Source organism: Rhodococcus sp. 14-2496-1d, assembly GCF_002259365.1.
Lineage (GTDB): Bacteria > Actinomycetota > Actinomycetes > Mycobacteriales > Mycobacteriaceae > Rhodococcoides.
The window spans coordinates 145,819-163,599 of record NZ_NPFV01000017.1 but is presented as its reverse complement, the minus strand read 5'-3'; the positions used below and the strand labels follow the sequence as shown (position 1 = coordinate 163,599).

The 17,781-nt window shown below is 66.1% G+C and carries 16 protein-coding genes, 1 tRNA gene and 1 pseudogene; 4 read left to right on the top strand and 14 right to left on the bottom strand.

Going from position 1 to position 17,781, the window contains the following annotated elements; all coding sequences use genetic code 11:
- Positions 1-9: 9 nt before the first annotated feature.
- The 3 genes and pseudogenes from CH296_RS12955 to CH296_RS12945 all read right to left on the bottom strand — a co-directional run bounded on the left by CH296_RS12955 (position 10) and on the right by CH296_RS12945 (position 1,990).
- Positions 10-1,053 (bottom strand): zinc-binding dehydrogenase, encoded by a 1,044-nt coding sequence (locus CH296_RS12955; RefSeq protein WP_256980440.1) that lies wholly within the window; start codon positions 1,051-1,053, stop codon positions 10-12.
- A gap of 103 nt (positions 1,054-1,156) precedes the next feature.
- Positions 1,157-1,232 (bottom strand) — tRNA-Thr (locus CH296_RS12950).
- Between the two features lie 66 nt (positions 1,233-1,298).
- Positions 1,299-1,990 (bottom strand): annotated as a pseudogene (locus CH296_RS12945) (SDR family oxidoreductase).
- An 88-nt stretch (positions 1,991-2,078) separates the two neighbouring features.
- Here CH296_RS12945 and CH296_RS12940 point away from each other — a divergent pair.
- On the top strand, positions 2,079-2,597 hold the full coding sequence (locus CH296_RS12940) for a CGNR zinc finger domain-containing protein (protein WP_094684922.1): 519 nt from the start codon (positions 2,079-2,081) through the stop codon (positions 2,595-2,597).
- On the opposite strand, the gene CH296_RS12935 is transcribed toward CH296_RS12940, so the two are convergent.
- The 4 genes from CH296_RS12935 to CH296_RS12920 form a co-directional block, all read right to left on the bottom strand.
- Positions 2,594-3,781 carry a DNA polymerase III subunit delta' gene (locus CH296_RS12935; protein WP_032395240.1) on the bottom strand — a complete coding sequence of 396 codons (1,188 nt, stop codon included), beginning with the start codon at positions 3,779-3,781 and terminating at the stop codon, positions 2,594-2,596. The genes CH296_RS12940 and CH296_RS12935 overlap by 4 nt on opposite strands.
- A gap of 44 nt (positions 3,782-3,825) precedes the next feature.
- Complete coding sequence (topA, locus tag CH296_RS12930) at positions 3,826-6,819, bottom strand: type I DNA topoisomerase (RefSeq protein WP_032395241.1); 2,994 nt, start codon at positions 6,817-6,819, stop codon at positions 3,826-3,828.
- Between the two features lie 109 nt (positions 6,820-6,928).
- On the bottom strand, positions 6,929-7,516 hold the full coding sequence (locus CH296_RS12925) for a hypothetical protein (RefSeq protein WP_032395242.1): 588 nt from the start codon (positions 7,514-7,516) through the stop codon (positions 6,929-6,931).
- A 147-nt stretch (positions 7,517-7,663) separates the two neighbouring features.
- A complete protein-coding gene (locus CH296_RS12920) occupies positions 7,664-7,867 on the bottom strand; it encodes a cold-shock protein (RefSeq protein ID WP_005248460.1) in 204 nt (67 codons plus the stop codon).
- Positions 7,868-8,270: 403 nt separating this feature from the next.
- Between CH296_RS12920 and CH296_RS12915 the strand changes: the two genes are divergently transcribed.
- From CH296_RS12915 to CH296_RS12905, 3 genes are all read left to right on the top strand, one after another.
- Positions 8,271-10,640, top strand: coding sequence for a DEAD/DEAH box helicase (locus tag CH296_RS12915; RefSeq protein ID WP_179277714.1), 2,370 nt, complete (start codon positions 8,271-8,273; stop codon positions 10,638-10,640).
- 351 nt (positions 10,641-10,991) lie between these two features.
- The gene (locus CH296_RS12910) at positions 10,992-11,528 is read left to right on the top strand and encodes a MaoC family dehydratase N-terminal domain-containing protein (protein WP_094646670.1); all 537 of its coding nucleotides are present in this window, start codon (positions 10,992-10,994) and stop codon (positions 11,526-11,528) included.
- Positions 11,529-11,610: 82 nt separating this feature from the next.
- On the top strand, positions 11,611-12,873 hold the full coding sequence (locus tag CH296_RS12905) for an alpha-hydroxy acid oxidase (protein WP_094684921.1): 1,263 nt from the start codon (positions 11,611-11,613) through the stop codon (positions 12,871-12,873).
- A 239-nt stretch (positions 12,874-13,112) separates the two neighbouring features.
- Here the strand turns inward: CH296_RS12905 and CH296_RS12900 are convergent, their stop codons facing one another.
- The 7 genes from CH296_RS12900 to ssd form a co-directional block, all read right to left on the bottom strand.
- A complete protein-coding gene (locus CH296_RS12900) occupies positions 13,113-13,478 on the bottom strand; it encodes an Rv3654c family TadE-like protein (protein ID WP_094684920.1) in 366 nt (121 codons plus the stop codon).
- Positions 13,475-13,807 (bottom strand): TadE family type IV pilus minor pilin, encoded by a 333-nt coding sequence (locus CH296_RS12895; RefSeq protein ID WP_230596755.1) that lies wholly within the window; start codon positions 13,805-13,807, stop codon positions 13,475-13,477. The genes CH296_RS12900 and CH296_RS12895 overlap by 4 nt, the downstream gene beginning before the upstream one ends.
- A gap of 2 nt (positions 13,808-13,809) precedes the next feature.
- Positions 13,810-14,013 carry a DUF4244 domain-containing protein gene (locus tag CH296_RS12890; RefSeq protein ID WP_032395244.1) on the bottom strand — a complete coding sequence of 68 codons (204 nt, stop codon included), beginning with the start codon at positions 14,011-14,013 and terminating at the stop codon, positions 13,810-13,812.
- A gap of 63 nt (positions 14,014-14,076) precedes the next feature.
- Positions 14,077-14,649: a type II secretion system F family protein gene (locus tag CH296_RS12885; RefSeq protein WP_179273254.1), complete on the bottom strand. Its 573-nt coding sequence runs from the start codon at positions 14,647-14,649 to the stop codon at positions 14,077-14,079.
- Positions 14,646-15,425: a type II secretion system F family protein gene (locus tag CH296_RS12880; protein WP_094684919.1), complete on the bottom strand. Its 780-nt coding sequence runs from the start codon at positions 15,423-15,425 to the stop codon at positions 14,646-14,648. Before CH296_RS12880 ends, CH296_RS12885 begins: the two co-directional genes overlap by 4 nt.
- Positions 15,422-16,606: a TadA family conjugal transfer-associated ATPase gene (locus CH296_RS12875; protein WP_094684918.1), complete on the bottom strand. Its 1,185-nt coding sequence runs from the start codon at positions 16,604-16,606 to the stop codon at positions 15,422-15,424. The genes CH296_RS12880 and CH296_RS12875 overlap by 4 nt, the downstream gene beginning before the upstream one ends.
- On the bottom strand, positions 16,603-17,718 hold the full coding sequence (gene ssd / locus CH296_RS12870) for a septum site-determining protein Ssd (protein ID WP_094684917.1): 1,116 nt from the start codon (positions 17,716-17,718) through the stop codon (positions 16,603-16,605). The genes CH296_RS12875 and ssd overlap by 4 nt, the downstream gene beginning before the upstream one ends.
- Positions 17,719-17,781: the final 63 nt, after the last annotated feature.

Sequence of the window (17,781 nt, the reverse complement as noted above, 5' to 3'; positions counted from 1 at the left end):
GCCTGGGAATCAGTCCTGCTCGCGGACCACCGGCGGAACGAGCACGAACTTTCCGACGTGGTTCTTCTCCAGGAAGCGCTGCTGCGCCGCAGCGATCTGTTCGAGGGGAAACGATTCGGCCAGCAACGGACGAATCTCACCGGCCTCGATGTACGACACGAGGTTCGGAAATACATCCTCGTCCCACGCCGTGCACCCGAGGAGCGTCAGATCGTTCAGGTACATCGTGCGTAGGTCCAGCTCGACGACGGGTCCTGCGATCGCGCCGGAGGAGACGTAGGTTCCCCCGCGAACGAGGAGGTCGAGCAGAGGGCCGAAACCGTCGCCTGCGACGTTGTCGATCACCACATCGACGCGGTGCTTGCCGAGGGCGGTCGCCAGGTCCTCATCGCGCCCGTGGACCTCGTCCACGCCGAGTTCGCGGAGCTGGTCGTGTTTGGCGCGGCTCGCGACGCCGATCACGCGCGCGCCGCGCCGAACGGCGAGTTGCACTGCGGCAGAACCTACTCCACCCGACGCGCCGGTGATCAGCACCGTCGACTCCGGGCGGACTCCCGCGCGAGCGATCATGTTCTCCGCCGTGCCGTACGCACACGGGATCGTCGCCAGCTCCGCGTCGGTCCACCCGCAATCGACCACGAAAACCTCGCTCGCCGGAACGACGACGAACTGGGCGAACGCGCCGTCCATGTCCGAACCCAACCAGCGCGTCTCGCCCGACGAAAAACCGTCGACGCGCATGCACGATCGAACCAGGACCCGGCGACCGACGATGGACTCGTCGATACCGGGACTCGCGCACACGACCCCGCAGCAGTCGGTGCCCTGAATCAACGGAAACGGCGTCGCGTCGTTCCATCCGCCGTCGGGGTACCAGCCCACGCGTGTGTTGATCTCGGTGTTGTTCATCCCCGCCGCCAACACGCGAACGAGCACCTCACTCGGACCCGGCACGGGTCTCGGCACCTCTGACACGACGAGCTTGTCGTATCCCCCGGTGCCGGTGGTGACGATCGCTGTCATCAGGTCACCGCGGGCGCTGTCGGTATGCATGAACTGATCTTGCAGGACCGACGGGGCGAAGGGGTCGATCCGGCACTGAATCGAACAACCACAAAGGCCCCCGACACGCTGATGCGTGTCAGGGGCCTGCTGGTGGAGCCGCCTAAGAGAATCGAACTCTTGACCTTTTCATTACGAGTGAAATGCTCTACCGACTGAGCTAAGGCGGCGTGCCTTTCGGCGTTGGTGAGTCTAACGGAGCATCACGTCGAAACGAAAATCGCCTCCTCGTGCGATCAGCCTGCGAGGCCGAGTCCTTCCGCCGGCCCGCTCAGGATCGACTTGACGTGCCTGGTCACGTCGTCGGCGAGCACTTCGGTCTCGCCGGCCTCGACGGCGTCGAGCACCTGGCGCACCACGTCGCGTGGGTCGTTCTTCGGGACGTCGAGATCGGCGATCATGTCGGTGTCGGTCCGAGATGCACCCCGACGACGAGGGTTCCCCGCGGTGCGAGCTCGAGCCTCAGTGAGTTGGTGGCCGACCAGATCGCCGCTTTGGATGCACCGTAGGCACCCGCGCCGCCGAGCCAGGACAGCACCGAGTGGATGTCGACGAGCGCGCCGCCTCCGTTGGCCTTCAGGATCGGGGCGAATTCCTGCGCGATTCGCAGGGCACCGAAGACGTTGGTCTCGAACACCGCGCGAATGTCGTCGATCGACGTCGTCAGCAGCGGAGTAGTACCCGGCGCACCGGCATTGTTGAAGACGATCGACACGTCGGACGCGATATCACCAAGCGCTGCAACGGAATTGGCGTCGGCGACATCGAGGGCAACCGGCACCACCCGAGGATCGGTGTCCTCTCGCGGATTTCTGGCTGTCGCGTAGACCTTCGCGGCCCCACGCTCGAGCAACGCGTCGACCGTCGCCTTGCCCAGACCGCGCTGACCGCCGGTCACCAACACCGTTGCTCCTTGAATCGACACCATGGTCGTCACCCTTCGAGACAGAGGTAAAATACTTTTGATTCTGTCATTCATAGTTGACCGATACGACATAGTCAAATACAGTTCAGTTATGTCACTGTCTCCGACGGAGCGCTTCCGACTCGCGCCGGCACCCGACGGCTTGCAGGTGGTTCAGGATCTGCTCAACACGCGGGCCATCGATGCCTACGACCTGCCCGACCTCATCGCAGACGGCAGGTCAGCATCCGCTACCTGGGGGACGTCTTTGTCGGACGCAGACGCAGCCGCTCTACGGATACTGAGATCCGATGTGGAAGCGGCCATTGCAGGCGATATGGCTGCGCAGCCGGCAGTGCGAGTCGAGCTCGTTCCGGGTACCGACGGCACCGTCCGGCTCTCCCCCACCGGCACCGGGTCCGACTGGATCGCGTCGCAGATCTGGTCGGAAGTGCTTCTCGCCCAACAGGCGGACACGTGGCGTCGACTCAAGCGTTGCAAGAACGAGGCGTGCGGATCCGCCTTCTACGACCGCTCCCGCAACAACAGCGGCGTCTGGCACGACGTGAAGACCTGCGGCAACATTGCCAATCTTCGGGCCTCGCGGGCCCGCAAGAAGACGCAGAACTAGCGCAGTACGTCGCCCAGCGTCGCGACCATCGCATAGATCGCGAACTTCGGTTTCGCGTTGACCGCCAACGACTCTCGGCATTCTAGGATCGCTTCGATGCTCTTCAGCAGCGCCTCGGGCGGCACCGCTTTTGCCATGCGCTCAACCTGCTCGGCCATGTCGGGGTGCGTCGCCGTGGCGGTCGATCCGTACGAGCGAGCAAGGGCATCTCGATACAGGCCCACCAGATCCATCAGCGCGCGATCGAGTGAATCGCGACCGGTTCTGGTGGCACGCGACTTCTGCCGCTTCTCCAGATCCTTGAGCACCCCGGCCGAGCCGCGCAGCGCACCCGCCGCACCCTTACCGGTACCGCCCGCACCCAGAGCCGTCCGCAGCTCCTCGGTTTCGGCCTCGTCGCGGGAGGCACTCATCTCCTTGGCCTCGTCCTCGGCGGCCTTCACCAACTCCTCGGCCGCGAGATACGCCTGATTGGGCCGAGCCGCAGCCGACGCCAGAGCCAGCGCACGTTTGCGACGCGCCCGCGCGTCCTCGTCGGTGGCGAGTCGACGCGCTCTGCCCACGTGGCCGCCGCTGATCGATGCGGCCCACTCCGCCGTCTCGGCGTCGAGCTTGTCGCGCGTCTGCAGCACCTGCGCGATCGCCGGCACCGTGGGCGTGACCAGCGAGACGTGCCGGCAGCGCGAGCGCAGGGTCACCGAGATGTCCTGCGGATCGACCGACGGCGCACACAGCAGGAACACCGTCCGCGCCGGCGGCTCCTCGACCACCTTCAGCAACACGTTTCCGGCACCTTCGGTGAGTCGGTCGGCGTCCTCCACGACGACCACCTGCCACAGACCTGTGCTCGGCCGACGCGAGGCGATGGAGACGATGTCTCGCATCTCCTTGGTGCTGATGCTCAAGCCCTCGGGCACGACGCGTCGCACATCGCCGTGGGTTCCGGCCATCGTCGTCGAACAGGCCTGGCAGTGCCCGCACCCCGGAACGCCCTCGGTGGTGCACTGCAATGCCGCGGCGAAGCACAGGGCGGCGATGGAACGACCGGACCCGGGCGGGCCGGTGAACAGCCAGGAATGCGTCATCGCCGACGAGTCGACACCGGTGCGAGCCGCCACCGCTGCCGCCGTCAGATCGGCCTCGACATCTTCCTGACCGACCAATCGATCGAACACACCCGCCATGCACGCAACCCTAGTGGTTGGGGCCGACAACCCGAACCCGCGAGCTATTCGCTGTCGGTCTTCTTGGCCGGAGCCTTCTTGACCGGTGCCTTCTTCGCGGCAGTGGTCTTGGTGGCCGTCTTCTTCGCAGCAGCTTTCTTGGCCGGAGCCTTCTTCGCAGCGGCCTTCTTCGCCGGTGCCTTCTTGGCCGCCGCCTTCTTCGCCGGTGCCTTCTTCTTCACCGGTCCGCGAGCGCGCCTGTCCGCCAACAACTCCGACGCGCGATCGTCGGTGATCGACTCCACGTCATCGTCCTTGCGCAGGCTGGCGTTTGTCTCACCGTCGGTGACGTAAGGCCCAAAGCGACCGTCCTTGATCACCATCGGCTTCTCACTGATCGGGTCGACGCCCATCTCGCGTAGCGGCGGCTTGGCTTCACCCTGACGACCGCGACGCTTGGGCTCGGCGTAGATCTTGAGCGCCTCTTCCAGCGTGACGGTGAACATCTGATCCTCGTCGGCGAGCGAGCGAGAGTCGGTGCCCTTCTTCAGATACGGGCCGTAGCGACCGTTCTGCGCGAGGATCTCTTCCTTGGACTCCGGATCGACTCCGACGACACGCGGCAGCGACAGCAGCTTGAGTGCATCGTCGAGCGTGATGGTCGCCAGATCCATGGACTTGAGCAGAGAACCGGTGCGCGGCTTGGGGCCGGTCGCCTTCTTCGCAGCCGCCTTCTTGGCCGGTGCTTTCTTGGCCGCGGCCTTCTTCACCGCGGTCTTGACCCCGCCGCCGCCATCACTGTCGTTGCCGGACGGCACCGGGACGATGTCGGGCTCGGGGGGCGTCGGTTCGGGCTCCGGCTCGGGCAGGATCTCGGTGACGTAGGGCCCGAAACGACCTTCCTTGGCGACGATGTCGTGACCGGTCAGCGGATCGACACCGAGCTTGCGGCCCTCTTGCGGTGTGGCGAACAGCTTTTCGGCGAAGTCGATCGTCAACTCGTCCGGCGGAAGATCGTCGGGCAGGTTGGCGCGCTGGCTGATCGGATCGCCGTCGGGATCGTCGTCGTTGCGCACCATGCGCTCGAGGTACGGGCCGTAACGGCCTACGCGCACATGGATTTCGCGACCCTCGGAGTCGTCGAACAAGCGAATGGAGTTGATGGTGCGCGCATCGATCTCTTCGAGATTCTGGCCCACCATCTTCTTCAGACCACCGGAGCGGGCCACCGAACCCTCGGCACCGGTGTCGCCGCCGAAGTAGAAGCTCTGCAGCCAATTGCCGCGTCGCTCACGGCCTCCCGCGATGGCGTCGAGGTCGTCCTCCATCCCTGCGGTGAAGTCGAAGTCCACCAGACGCCCGAAGTGCGCCTCAAGCAAGGCAACCACCGAGAACGCCACCCACGACGGCACCAGTGCACTGCCGCGCTTGTAGACGTACCCGCGGTCGAGGATGGTCTTGATGATCGACGAATACGTCGACGGCCGACCGATGCCCAGCTCCTCTAGCGTCTTGATGAGCGACGCCTCGGTGAATCGTGCGGGCGGGTTCGTGGTGTGGCCGTCGGGATCGAGCTGGGTGGCGGTGACGGCCTGGCCCTGAACCAGGGCAGGCAAACGGGATTCGGCGTCGTCGGACTGTCCGCCTGCCTGATCGTCGACGCTCTCCACGTAGGCCTTGAGGAAGCCGGCGAACGTGATGGTGCGACCGGATGCGGAGAACGTACACTCCTCGCCGGTTCCGGCCGTTCCGGTGATGCGCAAAGTCAGCGTGGTGCCGCGAACATCGGCCATCTGCGACGCGACCGTGCGCTGCCAGATCAACTCGTAGAGCCGGAATTCGTCGGTCTGCAGGGCCGAGTGCAACTGACCGGGCGTCTGGAAGACGTCACCGGACGGGCGGATGGCCTCGTGGGCCTCCTGCGCGTTCTTGACCTTGCGGGTGTACTGCCGCGGCGAGGGATGGACGTACTCCGGCCCGTAGAGCTCGGTCGCCTGTGTGCGTGCCGCGGAGATCGCCGACGCCGACAGCGTCGTCGAGTCGGTACGCATGTAGGTGATGTAGCCGTTCTCGTACAGCCGCTGCGCGACCCGCATGGTGCGCTCGGAGCTGAAGCGCAACTTGCGGGCGGCTTCCTGCTGCAGCGTCGACGTCATGAACGGCGGGTAAGGCTTGCGGGTGTAGGGCTTGTCCTCGGCGGACGCGACCGTCAGATCGACGCCCTCGAGAGCCTCGGCGAGGCGTCGGGCACGGGGTTCGTCGAGGACGGTCACTGCGTCGGACTTGAGCTTGCCGTCGGCCCCGAAGTCGCGACCGGCGGCGACACGATTGCCGTCGACATTGACCAGACGGGCACCGAAACTGCGCGGCGTTGCCTCGGCTCCGGCGTCGAGCGTGGCGGAGATGTCCCAGTACTCGGCGCTGCGGAAAGCCATCCGCTCGCGCTCACGCTGGACGACGATGCGGGTGGCGACGGACTGCACTCGGCCTGCCGAGAGCTTCGGCATGACCTTCTTCCACAGCACCGGGCTGACCTCGTAGCCGTAGAGACGGTCGAGGATACGACGCGTCTCCTGGGCGTCGACCAGGTCTTGGTCCAGGTCGCGGGTATCGGCCGCTGCGGCGAGGATGGCCGGCTTGGTGATCTCGTGGAACACCATGCGTCGAACGGGGATCTTGGGGTTCAGGGTCTCGAGGAGATGCCAGGCGATGGCCTCACCCTCGCGGTCGGGGTCAGTGGCGAGATAGAGCTCGTCGGCATCCTTGAGCAGGCTCTTGAGCTCGGCGACCTTGCCCTTCTTCTCCGGCGAGACGACGTAGAGGGCCTCGAAGTCGTGGTCGACGTCCACGCCGAGACGCGCCCAGGGCTCACCCTTGTACTTCGCGGGAACATCCGCGGCACCGCGGGGAAGGTCGCGAATATGGCCGACGGAGGCCTCGACGACGTAGTTGCTCCCGAGGTACGGGGCGATCTTCTTTGCCTTGGTCGGAGACTCGACGATGACCAGACGACGTGGCTCGGCGGAGCTGTCCCCCGTGCCGTTGTTACGTGCTGCCACCTTGCTGCCGAACCTTCCCTAGTGCGTTTTCACAGGCAGATTTGCCTGTCCCACTACTAACAGACTGACATACGTCGGCCAAATACTCGCAGATCAGTCACAGATCGTTCTACTCGGCGTGGGGCCAATTGGTACGTGCGTCCACGTTCTGTGGAGCCTCGCCGACGTTCTCGGTCAGTCGCAACAGCCGACGTCGACCGGTGATTCGGAGGCCAGGATTGGATCCGCGCGTGCCGATGAGCGTCGGCGCGATACCCGCGCGCATCAGTGACTGAGCCAGGACGGCGTGCGTCTCCGGCGCATGGGGATCGAGGCCGAGCACGTAACGCTCCCCCTCGGCCTCGGGACGACCCGATGCGAGCACCCAGGCGCGCAGTTCACGGGAACCCGGTACCCAACCGGGCGGGACGGCCTTGACAGCGCCCTTAGTCCACAGAGACGCCAATGCAGACAGTTCGGGCACCGACGCGGTACGCACCAGTGGTCTGTCCTCTTCCGACCGACCGAGCTCCGGCGTCAGACCGCATTGCTCGATGAGTTCGGCGATGGCATCCGCGCGCCACTGCGCGTCGACCACGACGGAGATACGGGCCGAACCCGAGGAGGTGACGACATGCCCGGTGGCAGCCAGCAGCCCGCTGAGATCGGTCACCGCGGGCGGTAACGACTCGGCAGAGAAGAAGGACAGCTGGTTCACAGCATGGACATTAGGACATCGGCGTCCGCGCTCACGGCTTTCGACGCTCCCCGGTGGTTCGCCCGAACGAAACATCCCCCTTTCCCATCGCCTGTAGTAGGCCGATGGGAAAGGGGGATGAGTATCTCGACTCCGAAGAGAAGAGAATCAGACTGCGCGAACGCCCGTGGCCTGAGGACCCTTGGTGCCCTGTCCGACCTCGAACTCGACGCGCTGGTTCTCCTCGAGGGTGCGGAAGCCGCTGCCCTGGATCTCGGAGTAGTGAACGAAAACGTCAGCGGAGCCGTCTTCTGGTGCGATGAATCCAAAGCCCTTTTCGGCGTTGAACCACTTCACAGTTCCCTGTGCCATGCTTTTCCTTCTCTTTCTAACACCGGATTCGATGGAGCGCACTTTCGATCCATCGGGCCGGTTCCGACCGCTGCACTTGTACGAATCCCCCTCAGGATTCCCCCTGATGGACGAGCTCTCCCAGTACCGCGCCCGCAACATAAGATCCTGCGAAGCGTAGAACGAACACAGAAGCTGCGACCGCGTCAAGTGAACCATGAACTCCGCGTTCGCAACAGTCGAAAACCGACCCTTTTCGAACAAATTGCCCGCGTCGGGGGAGCACACACCGCCGGACGGGCGAAATACCACTCTCACCAGGGCTCGAGCGGCCCGTTTCGCGTCCGCGATAGCATGAGGACCCCAGGTCGCATCGAGCTCGAACGGGTGGCCAGTAGATCGAACGAATGCATGGAGACCGGCAGTGAGCGACAAGCATCCGCTGGGCGGTGCGGATGTGGAGACTTACGGGCAGCGGTTGCTGGATCGGGTGCTGGCGGGCTCGCCCGCGAACAAGAGCCCGCTGACCCACGTCGCGGAGCTGCCGGCACGGGCCTCGCAGTTCGCCTCCTGGCCGTCGTGGGTCGGCCCGGAAGTGGTGCAGGTGATCACCTCTCGTGGGATCACACAACCGTGGACGCATCAGGCACGTGCGGCGACTCTCGCGGCCGAAGGCAGTCACGTGGTGCTCTCGACCAGCACGGCGTCGGGCAAATCGCTGGCATATCAACTCCCGATTCTGACGACGCTGTCCGCCGATGCCCGGGCGACCGCGCTGTACCTGGCTCCCACCAAGGCCCTCGGTGCCGACCAGCTACGCACCACTATCTCGATCACCGACGAGTTACGTTCGTGCTCAGACGAACTCGCCGAAGTGTTCCCCAGCGCGTACGACGGTGACACGCCGATCGAGATTCGCCAGTGGGCACGCGCCAATGCGCGGTGGATCTTCACCAATCCCGACATGTTGCATCTCGGCATCCTCGGCTCGCACGAGCGATGGTCGCGGTTCCTGCGCAATCTGCGCTACGTGGTGGTGGACGAATGCCATTACTACCGAGGCGTTTTCGGATCCAACGTCGCTTTGGTGCTACGCCGGCTACGACGCCTGTGCGCACGGTACGGCGCATCGCCGGTATTCGTTCTGGCCAGTGCGACGACGTCCGAACCGGGGCGAGCAGCCAGTCGGCTCATCGGAGCGCCGTGCGAGGAGATCACCGAGGACGGATCCCCGCACGGAGCACGCACCGTCGCATTGTGGGAACCGCCGCTGCTCGAGGAGATCACCGGCGAGAACGGTGCGCCGGTTCGCAAGTCGGCCGGGGCCGAGGCGTCGCGCATCATGGCCGACCTGTTGGTGGAGGGCGCGCGAACCCTGGCATTCGTGCGGTCCAGACGCGGAGCCGAAGTGACCGCTCTGGGTACCCAGCGAATTCTCGCCGACGTCGATCCGCAGCTAGTACGACGCGTCGCCGCCTATCGCGCAGGGTATTTGGCCGAGGACCGGCGCAAGCTCGAATCCGATCTGTCCGACGGCACCCTGCTCGGCGTGGCCACCACCAATGCGCTCGAATTGGGCGTGGACATCGCCGGTTTGGACGCGGTGATCGTCGCCGGCTTTCCCGGCACCGTCGCGTCGTTCTGGCAGCAGGGCGGCCGGGCCGGACGACGCGGGGAAGGCTCGCTGCTGGTACTGGTGGCGCGTGACGATCCCCTCGACACGTATCTGGTGCATCACCCGGCGGCCCTGCTGGACAAGCCTGTCGAGGCCACCGTCACCGATCCCACCAACCCGTACATCCTGGCTCCGCAATTGCTCTGCGCTGCAGTCGAACTACCGATCACCCTCGTCGAAGCCGAGGCGCTGAACGCGGAATCGGTGCTAGAGGAACTCGAACTGAAAGGCTACGTACGCAAGCGTCCGCACGGGTGGTTCATCACCCCCGAAGGACAGCAACTCTCGCCGCACGGCGCGGTCAACATTCGCGGCGGCACCGGGGTGCAGGTGGCCATCGTCGACGGCGAGTCGGGCCGCATGCTCGGCACAGTCGACGGGGGAAGAGCGCCCGCCACCGCCCACCCCGGTGCCGTCCACATCCACCAGGGCGAGTCCTTCGTCGTCGACGAACTCGATCTCGATGCCGGTCTCGCACTGGTGCACGCCGAGCAGCCCGAATGGAACACCTCGGCGCGCGAGATCACCGACATCTCGATCACCGCGGTGCACGAATCCGTCGACTACGGCGAGGTACGCGTCGCGCTGGTTCAGGTGAACGTCACACATCAAGTCGTCGGATATCTGCGACGCCTGCTCTCCGGCGAGGTACTCGATTCCATCGAACTCGACATGCCCGCACAGACTCTCGACACCCGAGCCGTCATGTACACCATCACTCCGGAGTTGCTCGAGCACAGCGGAGTTCCGTACGAACGATTCCCCGGATCACTGCACGCCGCAGAACACGCCGCGATCGGATTGCTGCCACTGGTGGCGACCTGCGATCGCTGGGACATCGGCGGAGTGTCGACGGCACTGCACCCCGACACCGGCCTGCCGACGGTGTTCGTCTACGACGGATACGACGGCGGAGCAGGCTTCGCCGACCGAGGACACGTCGCCATCGCAGACTGGCTCACCGCCACGAAAGACGCCATCGTCTCGTGCGAATGTCAGACCGGATGTCCCTCGTGTGTGCAATCACCCAAATGCGGAAACGGCAACGATCCACTGGACAAAGACGGAGCTGTTCGAGTGTTGACGGCGGTGTTGTCGGCCATCACTCGGGAGGGGTGAGCCGGCCGCCCCAGTTCGGCCGCAAACGCGCGCGCATTCGCTGAACGCGAGCGAAGTTGTTGCCGCATCGGGGCGGATCTGCGCGCAGCGGTGCCCCAGTTCGGCCGCAAACGCGCGCGCATTCGCTGAACGCGAGCGAAGTTGCTGCCGGATCGGGGCAGATCTGCGCGCACCTGGCAAAAGCGCGCGCGTTTGCGAACCTGCGGCGAGCCGCGCCCTGGCGAATCTCCAGCACACCGCCGACTCCACTGTGATCGTTCGCAAATATGCGCAACTCTGACGACCTGTCAGTTCTGAGTCTGTTCCAATGTCGATGACTCGACAAAGCCGGAGGACTTGTGGAGGTCCGACATGCCTGTGACCGATCGCGTGACGGGCCGGTATGCAGCGGCTGTTCCGGCCATCGTGGAAAAGGTGGGTTGTCACTATCTCCCGCCGCAGGACTACGAGATCGGGCGTGAACAGATTCGAGAGTTCGCCCGGTCCGTCCAGGACGACCATCCATCGCATCACCTCGAACGTGCCGCAGCCATTCTCGGCTACGACTCGTTGATCGCCCCCGTCACGTTCGTCAGCGTCATCGGCACGCGGCTGTTGCCCGAACTGTTCGAGCACCTGCTGATCGGCTACTCCGTGAGCGACGTGCTGCACACCGATCAGCAGATCGTGCTCCGACGACCGTTGCAGGTGGGCGACCGGATCAACTCCGACCTGTGTCTGGAATCGTTTCGACAATCCTCGGGCAGCGACGTGATGGTCACCAGCAACACCCTCACCGACGGGTCGGGAATCGAAGTGATCACCTGTCGAACCACATTCGTGGCCAGGACCGGTGGATACACCGAACCCGCGATGGCCACGGCGCTCCGCACTCTGATGCGGAGCTGACGGGGCACCACCCTGCGCGTCGCTGCCGGGACCTCGGGTGGTGTGGTGGGAGGAGATCCGCCCACAGAATCGAGACCATGACATGCCCATCACCCGGCAGATTCCCAAAGCTACCGACCTGCGCGAGGTCCTCTCGTTCAAGAAGCCTGATCTGAACCTGCGCCGCCGACGCCTGAGCGCGGCACTCACCATCGACGATCTCCGCACCATCGCCCGTCGACGCACCCCGCGCGCGGCGTTCGACTACACCGACGGTGCCGCCGACGCCGAGATCTCACTCTCGCGAGCTCGTCAGGCCTTCCGCGACGTCGAATTCCATCCCTCGATCCTGCGGGACGTCTCCCACGTCGACACCTCGACGACAGTGTTCGGTGGGCCGTCCGCGCTCCCGTTCGGCATCGCGCCGACGGGATTCACCCGCCTGATGCAGACCGAGGGTGAGTACGCCGGGTCTGCCGCAGCCGGAGCGGCTGGAATTCCGTTCTGCCTCTCGACCCTGGGCACCACGTCGATCGAGGACGTCAAGGCCACCAACCCGAATGGGCGCAACTGGTTCCAGCTCTACGTCATGCGCGACCGCGACATCTCGTTCGGGCTGGTCGAACGCGCCGCGAAGGCAGGCTTCGACACACTGCTGTTCACGGTCGACACACCGGTTGCAGGAGCTCGCCTGCGCGACAAGCGCAACGGGTTCTCCATCCCGCCGCAGTTGACCGCGTCGACGATCGCCAACGCCATTCCGCGTCCATGGTGGTGGTGGGACTTCCTCACCACGGCCAAGCTCGAGTTCGCGTCACTGTCTTCCACTGGCGGCACGGTCGGCGAGCTGCTCAATTCGGCGATGGATCCGTCCATCTCGTTCGAGGATCTCGACGTCATCCGGGAGATCTGGCCCGGCAAGCTGGTCGTCAAAGGTGTTCAGTCGGTGGCCGATTCGGCCCGTCTCGCCGAACTGGGAGTCGACGGCATCATCCTGTCGAACCACGGAGGCCGACAACTCGATCGCGCTCCTGTCCCCTTCCACCTGCTGCCGCAGGTCGTGCGCGAAGTCGGCTCCGACTTCGAGGTCGCCGTCGACACGGGCATCATGCACGGTGCCGATATCGTCGCCTCCATCGCGATGGGGGCGTCGTTCACACTCGTCGGCCGGGCCTATCTCTACGGCCTGATGGCCGGAGGTCGCGCCGGCGTCGACCGCATGATCGAGATCCTGCGCGAAGACATCGTGCGCACCATGCAACTGCTGCAGGTCAATTCGATCGCCGAGCTCACCCCGGAGCACGTGACTCAACTGACTCGGTTGGCCCCACTGCAGTCCGGGGACCGCACCGTCACGCCACACTGATTGCAAAAGTCGGACCGTCGAGGCCCGTGGGGCCCGTCGGGGCCGGGTTGGAGGTCCCGGTTCGGCGCAAATGCGCGCGCATTCGCTGAACGCGCGCGGAATAGCCGGCTCGAACGGGGCGATTCCGCCCGCACCTGACAAACGCGCGCGCGTTTGCGAACCAAGGCGGGCGCGCCTGACAAACGCGCGCGCGTTTGCGAACCAGGGCGGATCCAGACGGGTCCCCGGCGGACGTCCGGTCACCCCGGACCCGCCCGCGCCGAGGCGATGGCGTCGGACATTCCGAAGCGACCCAGAAACACCGGCTGGCCCATCGTGACGATCACGTCCCACTCGTTGATCGTGCACTCCCGCAACTGGGTACCCATGCGCACCGCCAACCCCCGCGCCGTCTCGCACGCATCGGCCACCCCACGATCGAGAGCCCCCGCACCAGCCAGCGCCGCGAGATCGGCCGCCGACTGCGCCTGATGACGAGCACCCACCGCCGAGCCCACATGAATCACCATCACAACGACGGCGATCAACGCCGACATCGCCAGCGCCGCCAACACCGTCGCCCCGCCCTCGTCGTCTTGTAGCGCCCTCCCGAAAGCGGGCCTCATTCCGCTGCAACCGGTTCCGCAGCAGCAACCGCCTCAGCCGACAATGTCAACCCCGGCAGCGGACTCTCCACCTCCACCCGCGCGACGAAGAACTCACCGTCCTCGGTCACCGTCACCCGAGCACCGTCGGGCCCGACCCGTTGCCCCACCGAGACAGCCTGCGCACCATCACCTCTGGCCGCCAACCGAGCAGCTTCTCTGGCGGCATCGACGCACCCGATGTGCATCGTCACCGACACGATCGCCCCGATACACACCACGATCACCGCGACGATGGACGCGATCGCGAACGCCGCCTCCACCGTCACGGCCCCGTCATCATCGCCCAAGATCAGACGGCAGTGTTCAACGCTCGATCGATGATCCCCGTCAACGCCGTCACGATGCTGTTGCCGGTCACCACCGTGTACAACACCGCCCCGAACGCCGCGGCCGCGATGGTACCGATGGCGTATTCCGCGGTCGACATGCCGTCGTCCTCCACGCCGAACAGCATGATTCGAGTCTTCAACTCCTGCAGTGCATTCTCGATCATCTCGATTCCCCTCCCTGTTCTCCGATGCAGCATCTCCGCATCGGACACTCGAGTACGCGGCGGTCACAGCAGACCGCCGCCCAGTACGTTGCCCGCCAGTCCGATCACCACGGGGATGATGCCGAGGCAGATGAAGGCAGGCAGAAAGCACAGCCCCAACGGCCCGCTGATCAGCACACCGGCACGCTCGGCGGCAGCAGCCGATGCGTCTTCGGCCCGGGTTCGTTGGGTCGCAGCGAGTTCCGTCATCGCCGACGCCATGGACGACCCGGCTCGGGCAGATCGCCGTGCCATCCTCGCCAGAGCCTCGGTCTCCGGATCCTGTGCGACGGCGTCCCACGCTGTGGTGGCGTCGGCTCCGAGTTCGAGCAGATCGGCGGCCTTGCGCAACGCGACACCGAACGAGATCGGAGCGGAATGTGCCGCTGCCGCAGCGGCAGTCGCCACGGGAAGGCCCGAACGTAGGCACGCTGCGAGCAGATCGAAGGTCGTGGCCACCGCGAGCGGGTCGGGGGCCGGCGCATCGTCGGCGTCGGCATTCGCACGACCGTCGGGTGCCAGCCTGTGCAATCCGCTCGCGACCGTGGGCAGCGTGATCAGTGCCGATGCCAGACAGAGCACCGTCGCCCACATCACGTCGTCACCTTGCCGGTGATCGCGTCGGTCCACAGCAGTCCCGCGCAGCCCAGGGCCGTGCCGATGACCAGCAGCATTCCGCCGAGCCCGCCGCCGAGCAGGAGCTGCAGTGGATTCGCTCCCATCAGCTGACCGAGCGCGACTCCGAGGATCGGTAGACCGGCCAGGACCAGCGCGGTGGCGCGGGCTCCGGCGGGCGCTGCGTCCGTTCGTTCGCGAAACCGTCTACGCCCCAGCATGTCCTCACGGGTGGCGTCGAGCAGTTCGGCGAGCGCGAGTCCGTACTCATCCGCCACCCGCCACGCTGCGGCCAATCGGGCCAGCTCCGCGTCCAGCAACGAATCGGACGCAGCGATGCCGTCGGCAGCGATGCCGCCCAGCCGGGCCCGCGACGCCGCGCCGCGCAATGCCGTCGACGCGATGCCGCCGCACTCGTCCGCCGCAACCGCGCTGGCCGTGGCGGGATGGGATCCGACGCGGAGCTCGCCGATGACCACCTCGACTCCGGTTGCGAGCCAGTTCAATTCCTCGGCCCGCCGATCGCGTTCGAGTCTCCGACGATAACGCCGCCATCCGGTGCCACCCGCCACCGCCGCCGCGCTCACGGCCCAGAACCCGCCGAACCACCACACCGTCCCTGCCACGACGAGAGCGCAGCCGGTCGGCATCAGCCATCGCGGCGCGCTCGACGCCGTTCGTGCCTCCCGGGGCAGCCGACGAAAGCTGCTCGGCCACAGTACGACTGCTGCAGCGAGGACCACGAGCGCGGCCGTCATCGGTTGTCACCGCAGCGGCGATCGAGCAGTTCGAGGAGTCGACCTCGACCCGGCGTCGCGTCGGCAGCCACCGACCAGGCCGGAGCGATGTGCACACGCCCGGTGGGATCGACGTCGACCACTCCGATCTCACGTAGTCGTCGGGTACCGTCGGCGCTGCGGTGGACGTGCAACACCACCTGGACCGCCGCGGCGAGTTGGCTGTGCAGCGCGTCTCGACCCATTCCGCCCAGTGCGGCAAGGGCTTCGAGCCGGGCGGGCACCTCCGCCGGGGAGTTCGCGTGGATGGTTCCGGCTCCGCCGTCGTGACCTGTGTTGAGCGCCGTCATCAGGTCGATCACCTCGGCCCCGCGCACCTCACCGACCACGAGACGATCGGGTCGCATTCGCAAGGCCTGACGCACCAGCTGCCGCACCGACACCTCGCCGACACCTTCGACGTTGGGTGCGCGGGCCACGAGACGAACAACGTGCGGATGGGCCGGTGCCAACTCGGCCGCGTCCTCGACACAGACGATCCGTTCGGACGGATTCACTTCGCCCAGCAGCGCAGCAAGAAGGGTCGTCTTCCCTGCCCCGGTGCCGCCGACGACCAAGAAAGCCAAGCGGCCGAACACGATTCGACGCAGCAGCTCGTACCCGTCTTCGGTCACGGCTCCCGATGCACGGAGCGCGGCGAGTCCCTGCGTCGCGGGTCGCAGAACTCGAAGCGAGACACACGTTCCCCCGCTCGCCACCGGTGCCAGCACAGCGTGCAGGCGGACGCCGAACGCCCCCTGCCCGACGCCCGGCAGTCGCCCGTCGACCCAGGGCTGCGCGTCGTCGAGTCGACGGCCGGCAGAGAGGGCGAGCCGTTGCGCGAGCCGGCGAACGGCAGCCTCGTCGACGAAGCGAACTCCGGTGCGCTCGAGTCCGCGACCACGATCGATCCACACCTGATCCGGTGCGGTGACCAGTACATCGGTCACTCCGGGCTCGGACAACAGCGGTTCCAACGGACCCGCGCCGGTCAGTTCGGTTTGCAGAACACGAAGGGCCGCAAGCATATCGGTGTCGCCGATTACTCCCCCGGCTTCCGCTCGGATGGCTGCGGCGACGGTGGCGGGAACTGGAGCATCGGCCGATGCCGCCAAGCGATCGCGGACGCGGTCGAGCAGATCCGCGGTGACGACGGCGCTCATGCCGCCCTCCGCTGCCCACCGGGCTTGTGCGCGAACGTATCGAGCACGGCGTTGGCTGCTGCGGCCAGCGGCGAACGTCGACCCAGCACCAGACCTCCTCGTTCGAGGCGCTCGGCCAGTGCAGGCTCGGCACGCATCGACGTCAACAGTGGAAGTTCGAGGGCGACGGCGATGTCGTCGGCCCTCAGCCCACCCGGAGCCGGCCCACGAACGACCAGTCCGACATTGGCATTTCGATCCACCACGTGCGCGGCCACCGCCTCGGCCGACGTCACGGCTCGCAGTTCGGCCGGAAGTACCAGCGTGACGAGGTCCGCCGCGGCGTACAGAGCGTCGGAGACGTCGCTGGGATGACGCGGGGCGTCGCACACCACGAGATCGCCCGCTGCGCGTCCTGCATCGAGTACAGCCGCCACTGCGACGGCAGAGAGTCCGATACCTCGGTCGTCGGCTCGGCCCAGTGCCAGCACCGACATTCCGGAGCGGGAGGGCAGGGCCCCGTGCAGAGCGTCGGCGGAGACTCGGCCGCCCTCGACGACCAAGCCGGACCACCGCAGACCTGGAGCGTTCTCCCAACCGAGCAGCAGGTCCAGGCCGCTGCCGTACCGGTCGCCCTCGACCACGAGGGCACGTCGACCCGAACGGCTGCTGCACAGTCCGAGTGCGGCCGCGAAAGTGGATGCGCCCGCGCCACCGCGAGCGCCGACCACAGCGATCACGCCGCCGTCTCCGGATGGTGCCGACGCGGGTTCGCCGAGTATCCGCACGAGTGCGTCCTCGTCCCACGGCAAGGCGATCACATGCTCGGCACCGAGCGATGTGGCGATTCGCCAATCGTCGAGCGTCGGCGGTGCGGCCGTGACCAGAATGACGCCCGCACGTCTCGGAAATCCCGTCGACAGTGCCGTCTCTGCGGACGCGAAGTCGACCAGAATAATTCCGCAACGGTCCCACATCGAACGTGTCGAGCCGATACCGACCAGTAAGTTCTGCTCTTCCGCAACACAATCCGCGGCCGCGGCGATTCGGTAGACATCCTCGCGCAGTCCGCGAAGTTCGATCGACATCGTCACTGCCGGGTGCGTGGTCCGCTGCCGCGAGTCCGTTTTCATGCGCCAAGCGTGCGTGAGAATCTGCTCGAGATGCGCGCGACTTGGGGAAATGTGGATAGATTC

What these genes read in the sequence shown, in the direction of transcription:
- CH296_RS12880 (WP_094684919.1), bottom strand. Translation starts at nt 15,425, where the DNA reads ATGACGGCCGCGCTCGTGGTCCTCGCTGCAGCAGTCGTACTGTGGCCG.
- CH296_RS12910 (WP_094646670.1), top strand. Translation starts at nt 10,992, where the DNA reads ATGCCTGTGACCGATCGCGTGACGGGCCGGTATGCAGCGGCTGTTCCG.
- ssd (WP_094684917.1), bottom strand. Translation starts at nt 17,718, where the DNA reads ATGAAAACGGACTCGCGGCAGCGGACCACGCACCCGGCAGTGACGATG.
- CH296_RS12935 (WP_032395240.1), bottom strand. Translation starts at nt 3,781, where the DNA reads ATGGCGGGTGTGTTCGATCGATTGGTCGGTCAGGAAGATGTCGAGGCC.
- CH296_RS12875 (WP_094684918.1), bottom strand. Translation starts at nt 16,606, where the DNA reads ATGAGCGCCGTCGTCACCGCGGATCTGCTCGACCGCGTCCGCGATCGC.
- CH296_RS12905 (WP_094684921.1), top strand. Translation starts at nt 11,611, where the DNA reads ATGCCCATCACCCGGCAGATTCCCAAAGCTACCGACCTGCGCGAGGTC.
- CH296_RS12955 (WP_256980440.1), bottom strand. Translation starts at nt 1,053, where the DNA reads ATGCATACCGACAGCGCCCGCGGTGACCTGATGACAGCGATCGTCACC.
- CH296_RS12900 (WP_094684920.1), bottom strand. Translation starts at nt 13,478, where the DNA reads ATGAGGCCCGCTTTCGGGAGGGCGCTACAAGACGACGAGGGCGGGGCG.
- CH296_RS12940 (WP_094684922.1), top strand. Translation starts at nt 2,079, where the DNA reads ATGTCACTGTCTCCGACGGAGCGCTTCCGACTCGCGCCGGCACCCGAC.
- CH296_RS12920 (WP_005248460.1), bottom strand. Translation starts at nt 7,867, where the DNA reads ATGGCACAGGGAACTGTGAAGTGGTTCAACGCCGAAAAGGGCTTTGGA.
- CH296_RS12890 (WP_032395244.1), bottom strand. Translation starts at nt 14,013, where the DNA reads ATGATCGAGAATGCACTGCAGGAGTTGAAGACTCGAATCATGCTGTTC.